This is a genomic window from Nocardiopsis listeri, assembly GCF_020741345.1.
Classification (GTDB): domain Bacteria; phylum Actinomycetota; class Actinomycetes; order Streptosporangiales; family Streptosporangiaceae; genus Nocardiopsis; species Nocardiopsis listeri_A.
In genome coordinates, this window is sequence record NZ_DYZD01000410.1 from 1 (window position 1) to 10,453 (window position 10,453).

Annotated in this window: 12 protein-coding genes; 4 read left to right on the plus strand and 8 right to left on the minus strand. The window is 68.2% G+C overall.

What is annotated here, in order from left to right; genetic code table 11:
• The first annotated feature begins 138 nt into the window (after positions 1 to 138).
• On the plus strand, positions 139 to 891 hold the full coding sequence (locus tag K8V84_RS22080; RefSeq protein WP_304078228.1) for a DUF2470 domain-containing protein: 753 nt from the start codon (positions 139 to 141) through the stop codon (positions 889 to 891).
• 78 nt (positions 892 to 969) lie between these two features.
• Here the strand turns inward: K8V84_RS22080 and K8V84_RS22085 are convergent, their stop codons facing one another.
• Genes K8V84_RS22085 through K8V84_RS22120 form a run of 8 tightly spaced genes read right to left on the minus strand, consistent with a single transcriptional unit; the run spans position 970 to position 7,591 of the window.
• Positions 970 to 1,347: a metal-sulfur cluster assembly factor gene (locus K8V84_RS22085; RefSeq protein ID WP_304078231.1), complete on the minus strand. Its 378-nt coding sequence runs from the start codon at positions 1,345 to 1,347 to the stop codon at positions 970 to 972.
• Positions 1,348 to 1,824 (minus strand): Fe-S cluster assembly sulfur transfer protein SufU, encoded by a 477-nt coding sequence (sufU, locus tag K8V84_RS22090; protein WP_304078234.1) that lies wholly within the window; start codon positions 1,822 to 1,824, stop codon positions 1,348 to 1,350. It lies immediately after the preceding gene.
• A 21-nt stretch (positions 1,825 to 1,845) separates the two neighbouring features.
• The gene (locus K8V84_RS22095; protein WP_304078237.1) at positions 1,846 to 3,129 is read right to left on the minus strand and encodes a cysteine desulfurase; all 1,284 of its coding nucleotides are present in this window, start codon (positions 3,127 to 3,129) and stop codon (positions 1,846 to 1,848) included.
• Between the two features lie 3 nt (positions 3,130 to 3,132).
• The gene (gene sufC, locus K8V84_RS22100; RefSeq protein WP_304078239.1) at positions 3,133 to 3,894 is read right to left on the minus strand and encodes a Fe-S cluster assembly ATPase SufC; all 762 of its coding nucleotides are present in this window, start codon (positions 3,892 to 3,894) and stop codon (positions 3,133 to 3,135) included.
• A gap of 8 nt (positions 3,895 to 3,902) precedes the next feature.
• Entirely contained in the window at positions 3,903 to 4,238 is a 336-nt protein-coding gene (locus tag K8V84_RS22105) for a non-heme iron oxygenase ferredoxin subunit (RefSeq protein WP_304078241.1), read from the minus strand.
• On the minus strand, positions 4,231 to 5,391 hold the full coding sequence (sufD, locus tag K8V84_RS22110) for a Fe-S cluster assembly protein SufD (RefSeq protein ID WP_304078245.1): 1,161 nt from the start codon (positions 5,389 to 5,391) through the stop codon (positions 4,231 to 4,233). Before sufD ends, K8V84_RS22105 begins: the two co-directional genes overlap by 8 nt.
• A 1-nt stretch (position 5,392) precedes the next feature.
• Positions 5,393 to 6,805 (minus strand): Fe-S cluster assembly protein SufB, encoded by a 1,413-nt coding sequence (sufB, locus tag K8V84_RS22115; protein ID WP_304078248.1) that lies wholly within the window; start codon positions 6,803 to 6,805, stop codon positions 5,393 to 5,395.
• Between the two features lie 21 nt (positions 6,806 to 6,826).
• Positions 6,827 to 7,591 (minus strand): metalloregulator ArsR/SmtB family transcription factor, encoded by a 765-nt coding sequence (locus K8V84_RS22120; RefSeq protein ID WP_304078250.1) that lies wholly within the window; start codon positions 7,589 to 7,591, stop codon positions 6,827 to 6,829.
• A 375-nt stretch (positions 7,592 to 7,966) separates the two neighbouring features.
• Here K8V84_RS22120 and K8V84_RS22125 point away from each other — a divergent pair, with 375 nt between their 5' ends.
• From K8V84_RS22125 to K8V84_RS22135, 3 genes are all read left to right on the plus strand, one after another.
• Entirely contained in the window at positions 7,967 to 8,905 is a 939-nt protein-coding gene (locus K8V84_RS22125; protein WP_304078253.1) for an ABC transporter ATP-binding protein, read from the plus strand.
• Between the two features lie 2 nt (positions 8,906 to 8,907).
• On the plus strand, positions 8,908 to 9,741 hold the full coding sequence (locus K8V84_RS22130; RefSeq protein WP_304078257.1) for an ABC transporter permease: 834 nt from the start codon (positions 8,908 to 8,910) through the stop codon (positions 9,739 to 9,741).
• A gap of 51 nt (positions 9,742 to 9,792) precedes the next feature.
• Positions 9,793 to 10,453, plus strand: a 661-nt coding sequence (locus tag K8V84_RS22135) for an inositol monophosphatase family protein (protein ID WP_304078254.1), incomplete at its 3' end; no start/stop codon positions are given.

Here is a 10,453-nt window from a genome sequence, read left to right on the forward strand (position 1 = left end):
ACACGAGGCTCACGGACCGGACATCCTCCGGCCGTGGGCCTTCGTCGTGTCCGGCGTCTTCGCAGCTCTTTCACACCGACGTCGACGTGACAGGACACCCCGAAAGGATATAGGTTAGCCTTACCTAAGAGAGCTGAGGTGATCCTGCTGTTCACGCACACCCTGGCGCCGACCCCCGCCGAAAGGGCCCGTTCGGTCCTGGCGCGCCCCAACCCCGCCACGGTCACGACCTCCGACGTCTCCCTGCACCTGACCGGACCCGCCTGCCACACCGGTCCCGATGGGGAGATCACCCTGCTCGTGCCGGACCAGCACCGAGTACTGGGAGAGATCGACGCCGACGGACTCGAAGCCACCATCGAGTTCACCGACACCGCCCCCGTCGACCTGCGCGACCGGACCCGATCCCTGCTGTGGATCAACGGCGACCTGAGCCTGCCGCCCGCCGCCGAAGCCCGCGACCGTGCCCTCGCGGTGTCGGAGGGGGACCCCGACGAACGCCTCCTCGACCTGGGTCACGGGCGCACCATGATCGTCCTGCTGCCCCACCTGGTGGTCTACTCCGACCACGACGGCTGTCACCTGCTGGATCCGGGAGAGTTCACCTCCCTGAGGCCCGCCCCCTTCGACCGGTGGGAGGGCCCGTGGTTGCGGCACTTGGAGCAGGACCACGCCGACCTGCTCGAAGCGGTGGTCCAGCACTGCCCCGTGCCGCTGCCCGACGGCCGCCCGCGTCCCCTGGGCGTGGACCGCTACGGCCTGCGTCTGCGGCTGGAGAGCCCCGGGGGCGACCACGACGTGCGCATCCCCTTCCGTCGCCCGGCGCGCACCGCCCACGAGGTCGCCCACCAGGTCCAGGAACTGGCCCGCCTCCCCTTCGACCGCTGCTGAGCGGATCGACCCCCTCGCACACACGACGACGGGCCGGGCCCCCGAAAGGGTCCCGGCCCGCTCGCACGTCCGCTCAGGTCAGACGTTGAAGCCCAGCATGCGCAGCTGGTCCCGACCGTCGTCGGTGATCTTGTCCGGACCCCACGGCGGCATCCAGACCCAGTTGATCTTGACGTCGCGCTCGAACTCGTCCAGGGCGCTGGTGGCCTGGTCCTCGATGACGTCGGTCAGCGGGCAGGCCGCACTGGTCAGGGTCATGTCGAGGGTGATCGACTTGTCGTCGGCGTTCACCCCGTACAGCAGACCCAGGTCGACGATGTTCACCCCGAGCTCGGGGTCGATCACGTCCTTGAGGGCCTCGCCGATCTCCTCGGACAGCGCCTCCTGCTCAGGGGTGAGCGGAGCCGTCTCGGGCTTCTCGGCGGTCTCGGTCGTCGTGCTGTCGTTCTCGCTCATTCAGGCGCCTTCCTTCTCGAAGGACTGCGACACCGCGTCCTTCCAGGCCATCCACCCCAGCAGGGCGCACTTGATCCGGGCCGGGTACTTGGACACGCCGACGAACGCCACGGCGTCCTCCAGCACGTCCTCGTCGGGTTCACCCTTGCCCTTGGACTGCATCATCTCGGTGAAGGCGTCCAGGGTACGCATCCCCTCCGCCACCGACTTCCCGATGAGGAGGTCGGTCAGCACCGAGGTGCTGGCCTGGCTGATCGAACAGCCCATCCCCTCGTAGGAGACGTCGCTGACGGTCGCCTTCTCGTCCAGTACCGCACCGTCGGAGGCAGGGGTCAACGCCACGCGAAGCGTCACCTCGTCCCCACAGGTGGGGTTGATGTGATGCGCCTCGGCGTCGTGCGGATCCCGCAGGCCCTTGTGGTGCGGGTTCCGGTAGTGGTCCAGGATGATCTCCTGGTACATCGCGTCCAGCTGCATGGTCAGGCAGAATCCTCGTTGCTAGGCCCGGGTCCCGAAGAACCTCTGGGCGGCCCGGATGGCCTCCGCGAGCGCTTCCACTTCCTCCAGCGTGTTGTAGAGGTAGAAGGACGCGCGCGTGGTCGCGACGATACCGAGCTTACGGTGCAGCGGCCAGGCGCAGTGGTGGCCCACCCGCACCTCGACCCCCCGGTCGTCCAGGACCTGGCCCAGGTCGTGCGGGTGGATGTCCTCCACCACGAACGACACCGCGCCGCCCCGGTCCACGGCCTCCGTGGGACCGACGATCCGTACGCCCTCGATCGCGCCCACCAGCTTGAGCGCGTACTCGGTGAGTTCGTGCTCGTGCGCGGCGACACGGTCCATGCCCACCTTCGACAGGTAGTCACAGGCCGCGGCCAGGGCGACGGCCTGGGGGGCCATCGGCACACCGGCCTCGAATCGCTGGGGCGGATCGGCCCAGGTGGAGTGGGTCATGTGCACCACGCCGATCATCGAACCACCGCTGATGAACGGCGGCATCGCGGCGAGGAGCTCCCGGCGCCCCCAGAGCACCCCGATCCCGTTGGGACCGAGCATCTTGTGTCCGGAGAAGGCCAGGAAGTCGACGTCCAACGCCGCGACGTCGACCGGCATGTGCGGCACCGACTGGCAGGCGTCCAGCAACACCAGGGCGCCGACCTCACGGGCCCGCGCCGTGATGGTGGCGACCGGGTTGATCGTTCCCACCACGTTGGACTGGTGCGCGAACGCCACCAGCTTCGTGCGCTCGTTGACCAGCTCGTTCAGGTCCGACAGGTCCAGGCGACCCTCGTCGGTCACCGAGAACCAGCGCAGCGTCGCCCCGGTGCGCCGGCACAACTGCTGCCAGGGCACCAGATTGGCGTGGTGCTCCATCTCGGTGACGACGATCTCGTCGCCCGGACCCACCTGGAACCTTTGGAGGTCGTCCTCGGCCGTGGCGGCGTTGCTCATCGCGTACGCGACGAGGTTGACCGCCTCGGTGGCGTTCTTGGTGAACACCACCTCGTCGGAGTCGGCCCCGATGAACGACGCGATCGTCTCTCGGGCCGACTCGTAGGCGTCGGTGGCCTCCTCCGCGAGCTGGTGCGCTCCCCGGTGCACCGCCGCGTTGTGGCGTTCGTAGAACTCACGCTCGGCGTCCAGCACCTGCCGGGGTTTTTGCGAGGTAGCCCCGGAGTCGAGGTACACCAACGGGCGCTCGTCACGGACGGTCCGGGAGAGGATCGGGAAGTCCTCCCGGATCGCCGCGACGTCGAGCGGTCCCAGCTCGCGATCACTCATGTGTTACGCGCCCGCCTTCACAAAACGCTCGTAGCCGTCGGACTCCAGCACCTGCGCCAGCTCGGGGCCACCGGACTCGGCGATGCGCCCGTCGGCGAAGACGTGCACGAAGTCGGGCGTGACGTAGTTCAGGATGCGGGTGTAGTGCGTGATGAGCATGACGCCCAGGTCGTTCTCGCTCTGGGCGCGGTTGATGCCCTCGGAGACGATCTTGAGCGCGTCGACGTCCAGGCCGGAGTCGGTCTCGTCCAGGATGGCGACCTTCGGCTTGAGCAGCTCCAGCTGGAGGATCTCGTGCCGCTTCTTCTCACCACCGGAGAAGCCCTCGTTGACGCCGCGGGCGGCGAAGGAGGAGTCGATGGCCAGGTTCTTCATGGCGCCCTGCAGTTCCTTGGAGAACTGACGGAGCTTGGGAGCCTCGCCGCGCACGGACGTGACCGAGCTGCGCAGGAAGTTGGACATGGACACGCCCGGGACCTCGACCGGGTACTGCATGGCCAGGAACATGCCGGCGCGGGCCCGCTCGTCGACCTCCATGTCGAGGACGTTCTCCCCGTCGAGGAGAACCTCGCCCTCGGTGATCTCGTAGCGCGGGTGACCGGCGATCGCGTAGGCGAGGGTGGACTTGCCGGAGCCGTTGGGGCCCATGATGGCGTGGGTCTCACCGGAGTTGATGGTCAGGTCAACGCCCTTGAGGATCTCGCGACGCTCGTCCTCACCGATGAGGACGTCGGCGCGCAGACCGCGGATTTCGAACTTCGTCATTTCAGGCCTCAGGAATTCTTCTCATCCAGCGAAACGAGCACGTCGTCGCCGTCGATCTTCACGTCATAGGTGGGGACCGGCTGGGTCGCGGGCGGGTTGATCGGCGCCCCCGAACGCAGGTCGAAGCACGAACCGTGCAGCCAGCACTCGATGGTGCCGTCCTCGACCTCGCCCTCGGAGAGGCGGACCTCCGCGTGCGAGCACACGTCTCGCAGCGCGAAGACCTCACCCTCGGTGCGCACCAGCGCGATGGGCGTCTCGTCGTCGGTCTCGATCCCCAGGACCCCCTCCTCGGGGATCTCGTCGAGCTCGGCGACCTTGGTCCAACCGCCCTGCTCACTCATGTGCGGCAAGCTTTCGCTCGACCTTCTCCATGACCCGCTCGCGCAGTTCCTCGTCGTCGATGCGGTTGACGATGTCCAGGAAGTAGCCGCGGATGATCAGGCGGCGGGCCTCCTCCTCCGGGATACCGCGCGAGCGCAGGTAGAAGAGGTGGACCTCGTCCAGACGCCCGCTGGCGCTGGCGTGGCCCGCGCCCTGGACCTCACCGGTGAAGATCTCCAGGTTCGGAACGGAGTCCACACGGGTGTCGTCGGAGAGCTGCAGGTTGCGGTTGTGCTCGTAGGAGTCGGTGCCCTCGGTGCCCTCGCCGATGATCACGTCACCGATCCAGACGGTGTGGGCACCGGAACCGTTGAGCGCGCCCTTGTAGTCCACCCGGGAGCGGGTGTGCGACAGGTTGTGGTCGATGAGCGAACGGTGCTCGTGGTGCTGCTTGTCACCGGCGAAGTAGAGCCCGTAGAGCTCGGCGTTGCCGCCGCGACCCGTGTAGGACACGCGCGGCGACAGACGGACCAGATCCCCGCCCAGGGTGACGATGACCGACTTGAAGCTCGCGTCCTTGGCCACCCGCGCGTTGTGCTGGCTGACCTCGACCGCGTCGTCGTCCCAGTCCTGGAGGCTGACCAGGTTGAGCCTGGCGCCCTCACCGACGTGCACGTCGAGGTTGCCCGCGCGCACACCGGTACCGGTGTTGGTGATGATCACGGTGGCCTCGGCCATCGGCTGCACGTCGATGACGAGCTGCTCGAAGGCGGTGCCGCCCAGACCCTTGCGGTCGATCGTGATCGCCTTGTCGGCCACCAGCGAGCGCGGCACGGTCACGATCGTGGCCTGCTCGAAGGCGCTGTAGGCCTGCGCGATGACGCGGTCCACGGGAAGACCCGCGCCGCCCAGACGCTCATCGTCCCGACCGACCTGCTCGACGGTGACGCCCTCGGGCGCGTCGACGACGGTCTCGTCGGTGCCGTCGGCCTCGCCCTTCCAGTCGTGCAGACCCTTGAGACGACGCATCGGCGTGAAGCGCCACTCCTCCTCCCGTCCGTTCGGGACGGGGAAGTCGTTCACGTCGTGGGAACCGTGCGTGTCCAGCTTCGAGACCGGGATCTGGCCCAGCCCGTGGCTGTGCGCCTTGGGTTCGGTGTTCGTGGTCGTCAACTTAACCAACCGATCCTTCCATCTGGAGCTCGATGAGACGGTTCAGCTCCAGCGCGTACTCCATCGGGAGCTCCCGGGCGATGGGCTCCACGAAACCTCGAACGACCATGGCCATGGCCTCTTCCTCGCCCATCCCCCGACTCATCAGGTAGAAGAGCTGGTCCTCGCTGACCTTGGAGACGGTGGCCTCGTGCGCGAGCTCGGTGTCGTCCTCGCGCAGGTCGTTGTAGGGGTAGGTGTCGGAACGGCTGATCGTGTCGATCAGCAGCGCGTCGCACTCCACCGAGGACTTCGCCAGGTGGGCGCCCTCCTGGACCTGGATCAGGCCGCGGTAGGAGGAGCGGCCGCCACCGCGCGCCACCGACTTGGACACGACCTTGGAGGTGGTGTTGGGCGCGCAGTGCACCATCTTGGCGCCGGTGTCCTGGTGCTGGCCCTCGCCGGCGAAGGCGATGGACAGGGTCTCGCCGTTGGCGTGCTCGCCCATCAGGTACACGGCGGGGTACTTCATGGTGACCTGGGAGCCGATGTTGCCGTCGACCCACTCCATGGTGGCGCCCTCTTCGGCGATGGCGCGCTTGGTCACCAGGTTGAAGACGTTGTTCGACCAGTTCTGGATGGTCGTGTAACGGCAGCGGGCGTTCTTCTTGACGATGATCTCGACGACCGCGGAGTGCAGCGAGTCCGTCTTGTAGATCGGCGCGGTGCAGCCCTCGACGTAGTGGACGTAGGCGCCCTCGTCGACGATGATCAGCGTCCGCTCGAACTGGCCCATGTTCTCGGTGTTGATCCGGAAGTAGGCCTGGAGCGGGATCTCCACGTGCACGTTCTTGGGCACGTAGATGAACGACCCACCACTCCACACGGCGGTGTTCAGCGCGGCGAACTTGTTGTCACCGGGCGGGATGACCGAGCCGAAGTACTCCTCGAAGATCTCCGGGTGCTCCTTCAGAGCAGTGTCGGTGTCCAGGAAGATGACGCCCTGCTCCTCCAGGTCCTCACGGATCTGGTGGTAGACGACCTCGGACTCGTACTGAGCGGCGACACCGGCGACCAGACGCTGCTTCTCCGCCTCGGGGATGCCCAGCCTGTCGTAGGTGTTCTTGATGTCCTCGGGCAGGTCCTCCCAGGAGGTGGCCTGCTTCTCCGTGGACCGCACGAAGTACTTGATGTTGTCGAAGTCGATCTTGGACAGGTCCGCGCCCCAGTCGGGCATGGGCTTCTTGTCAAAGAGCTTGAGCGACTTGAGACGGAGCTTGGTCATCCACTCCGCTTCATCCTTCTTCGCCGAGATGTCCCGAACGACCTCTTCGTTCAGGCCACGACGGGCCGAGGAACCGGCCGCGTCGGAGTCGGCCCAGCCGTACTCATATGTTCCGAGCCCTTCGAGCTCGGGGTGCGCGACAGAAGTCATGTGCGCGGACTCCTCCTGGACTCAGACGTCCTTGTGTTGCGATCCTCCGCCCGCCGTGCGGCGGGCGCTGGTGGTCGCGGGGGCGTGTTCTTCCCCGCCCGCCACATCCCCCCGAGGGGTGACGTGGGTGGTGCACACACCGTCGCCGTGGGCGATGGTGGCCAATCTGCGCACCGGTGTGCCCAGTAGCCGCGCGAAGGCCTCGATCTCGGCCTCACAGAGTTGCGGGAACTCGGCGGCCACGTGCGCGACGGGGCAGTGGTGTTGGCACAGCTGGTCACCGCCACCGGGTGCGGGCGCCTGGCCCGCGCTGGCGGCGTAACCGTCGTTGGAGAGCGCCTCGGCCAAGAGCCGGACCCGCTGTTCGGCGGGGACGGCGTCCAGCAAGGGCTTGTAGCGTCGTTCCAGGTCGGCGACCTGGCTACGGGCGAACTCCCCGATGGCCTCGGGACCGGCGCTCTGCGCCAGGAAGCGCAGCGCGTTGGACGCGAGGTCGTCGTAGGCGTGAACGAAGGCGTCACGTCCGGCTTCGGTGATGGCGAAGACTCGGGCGGGACGACCACGACGGCGACGGCCCGGCGTGGGCCTGGCGTCGCGGGCTTCGATCATGCCCTCAGTGGTGAGGTTGTCGAGGTGACGGCGAATGGCCGCCGGAGTCAAACCGAGCCTTTCCCCCAGGTCGGAGGCGGTGATCGGCCCCTTCTCCAAGATGAGCCGGGCGACACGGGCGCGGGTTCCGTTATCGGGCCCGTTGATGGGGCGGGGCGCGCTGGACGCTTCGGACATGCGACTCCCCCCTCACTCACTACCGGCTCTGTCTTTAGACAACATCAGTGTGCCGTAAATAAGTCCACCTAGGCAAACCCGACCTCATGCGCTTCGTCACGAAGGTCAGCCTTGCCTAATCTGGGGTTTCGCACGGATGCGACCCGTGTGACCGAATATCCCCGGCCGTCGAATTCGATCATTCGTCTTGGATGGCGAGATTCCGATCCCACCATGCGATCGCGTTTCCGTTCGACTTGCGACGAATCGGGCCCGTCAGTGCACAACGGAGTGATTATGCACCATCATTCCTTTTCGGCACCGCGCGCACCCCGCGCTCCGGCTCCGGGCGGGGTGGTGAGGCCCCATGACGGAGCGCACGTAAACTCAGGCCTCATGGACACAGCCGCCCTCGAAGTCGTCGACCTGGTGAAGCACTACGGCTCCACCAAGGCCGTCACGGGCCTCTCGTTCACCGCGCGTCCGGGCGCGGTGACCGCCCTGCTCGGCCCCAACGGAGCGGGCAAGACCAGCACCATCGAGATCTGCGAGGGTTTTCGCCGCGCGGACGGTGGGAGCGTGCGCGTACTGGGCCTGGACCCGATCGGCGACGCCACCGAGCTCAAGCCCCGGGTCGGCGTGATGCCCCAGTCCGGTGGCGTGCCCACCGGCGCCCGCGCCGCCGAGTGGCTGCGCCTCATGGCTTCCTTCCACGCCAGCCCCATCGACCCCGACCTGCTCCTGGAGCGGCTCGGTCTGACCTCCGCCGGCCGCACCCCCTTCCGCCGCCTGTCCGGCGGACAGCAGCAGCGCCTGTCCCTGGCCTGCGCCGTCGTGGGCCGCCCCGAGATCGTCTTCCTCGACGAGCCCACCGCCGGGCTGGACCCCCAGGCCCGTATGGCCACCTGGGACCTGGTGTCGGCGCTGCGCACCGCGGGCGTCGCGGTCATCCTCACCACCCACCACATGGAAGAGGCCGAACGCCTCTCCGACCACGTCGTGATCATCGACCACGGCGCGGTGGTCGTCGAGGGCACACCGGACGAACTCACCGGTCGCCGCCGCGACGTGCGTTTCTCCACCGGCGCCCCCATCGACGTCGACGCCCTGCGCGCCGCCCTGCCCGAGGGCGGGACGGTGTCCACGGTGGTCGCGGGAGGCCGGCACGAACACACCGTCACCGCCGACGACCCCGCTGACCTGGGCCCGGAGTTCCTCGCCACGGTGACCGCCTGGTGCGCCTCGGCCGGAGTCCTCGCCGAGGACCTGCGCGTACGACGGCGTACCCTCGAAGACGTCTTCCTCGAAACCACCGGCCGGGAACTGCGCGACTGATGATGACCGAGCACACCTTTGGCGCGACCGTCGCCGACTCAGATGCACCGACCCTTTCGGGGGACCCCGGGCTGTTCACCCCCGCACCGGGCGCCGCGCCCATGTGGCGCATGATCGCCTCCCAGGCCCGGATGGAACTGCGGGTGATGCTGCGCCATGGCGAGCAGTTCCTGCTCACCATGGTGATCCCCGTGCTGTTGCTGGTCGGGTTCAGCCTGGTCAACGTGCTGGACGTGGGCGAGGGCGCCCGGGTGGACGCGCTCACCCCCGGCATCCTGGCCCTGGCGATCATGTCCACCTCGTTCACCGGGCTCGCCATCGGCACCGGTTTCGAACGGCGATACGGCGTGCTCAAACGACTGGGCGCGACCCCGCTGTCCCGGTTCGGGCTGCTGGCCGCCAAGACGTTGGCCGTACTGGCCGTGCAGACCATCCAGATCACCATCCTGTGCGTGGTCGCGGTCCTGCTGGGCTGGAACCCCACGTTGAGCCCGGCCGGTGTGCTCGCCGCCCTGCTCCTGGTCCTGCTGGCCACCGCGGCGTTCAGTTCGCTGGCGTTGCTGATGGCGGGCACGCTGCGCGCCGAGGCGACCCTGGCCGGAGCCAACCTGGTGTACGTGCTCCTGCTGGGTCTTGGTGGTGTGCTCTTCCCCACCAGCAGCTTCCCCGCCCCGATGGAACAGGCGGTCTCGGTGCTACCGATCACCGCGCTCGCCTCGGGGCTGCGCGAGCTGCTCGCGCACGGTGCCCTGCCGTCCGCGGGCACCTTCCTGGTCCTGGTCGCGTGGACCCTGGTGTGCGGGCTGTCGGCCTCGCGTCTGTTCCGCTGGGAATGACACCGGGGCCCAGGCCCGGACCTCGGGTCGCGCGGTCGTAGGCTGTCGGCCATGACGATCGACATCGACGCCGTGACCAAGATCCTCCGCGAGGCCGCGCAGGAGTCGATCCTGCCGCGCTTTCGGTCCCTGGGACGGGACGAGGTGACCGAGAAGGCCCCCGGCGAGATCGTCACCGTGGCCGACCGAGAGTCCGAGGCCACCATCACCCGCAGACTCCGCGAACTCCTGGACGTTCCGGTCGTGGGCGAGGAGGCCACCTCCACCGAGCCGAAACTGCTCCGGGCACTGGCCGACGAACCGGCGGTGTGGCTGGTCGACCCACTGGACGGCACCCGCAACTTCGTACGCGGCTCGGAGGACTTCGCGGTGATGGCCGCCCTGGTGCGCGAGGGCGAGGCCGTGGCCTCGTGGATCCTGCGCCCGACCCAGGACCGTGTCTACACGGCCGAACTCGGATCCGGGGCCTGGTGCGACGGGCGTCGACTGCGTCGAGAGCCCGCGCCGGGCGAACCCGCGCGGATGCGCGGAGCGGTGCAGTCCCGGTTCCTCTCCCCCAGCGCGCGAGAGCGCGTTGAGGCCGCCGTGGACCGGTTCGCCGAGGTGGGTCCGGGCGCCTCCTGCGCCGGGGTGGACTACCCCCGACTGGCCGAGGGCGAGCTGGACTTCGTGCTGTACCACCGGACCCTGCCCTGGGACCACACCCCCGGTT

Excerpts from the sequence above, each read along its gene's own strand:
- sufB (WP_304078248.1), bottom strand. The coding sequence starts at position 6,805 with ATGACTTCTGTCGCGCACCCCGAGCTCGAAGGGCTCGGAACATATGAG.
- K8V84_RS22085 (WP_304078231.1), bottom strand. The coding sequence starts at position 1,347 with ATGAGCGAGAACGACAGCACGACGACCGAGACCGCCGAGAAGCCCGAG.
- K8V84_RS22095 (WP_304078237.1), bottom strand. The coding sequence starts at position 3,129 with ATGAGTGATCGCGAGCTGGGACCGCTCGACGTCGCGGCGATCCGGGAG.
- sufC (WP_304078239.1), bottom strand. The coding sequence starts at position 3,894 with ATGACGAAGTTCGAAATCCGCGGTCTGCGCGCCGACGTCCTCATCGGT.
- sufU (WP_304078234.1), bottom strand. The coding sequence starts at position 1,824 with ATGCAGCTGGACGCGATGTACCAGGAGATCATCCTGGACCACTACCGG.
- K8V84_RS22120 (WP_304078250.1), bottom strand. The coding sequence starts at position 7,591 with ATGTCCGAAGCGTCCAGCGCGCCCCGCCCCATCAACGGGCCCGATAAC.
- K8V84_RS22125 (WP_304078253.1), top strand. The coding sequence starts at position 7,967 with ATGGACACAGCCGCCCTCGAAGTCGTCGACCTGGTGAAGCACTACGGC.
- K8V84_RS22105 (WP_304078241.1), bottom strand. The coding sequence starts at position 4,238 with ATGAGTGAGCAGGGCGGTTGGACCAAGGTCGCCGAGCTCGACGAGATC.
- K8V84_RS22130 (WP_304078257.1), top strand. The coding sequence starts at position 8,908 with ATGACCGAGCACACCTTTGGCGCGACCGTCGCCGACTCAGATGCACCG.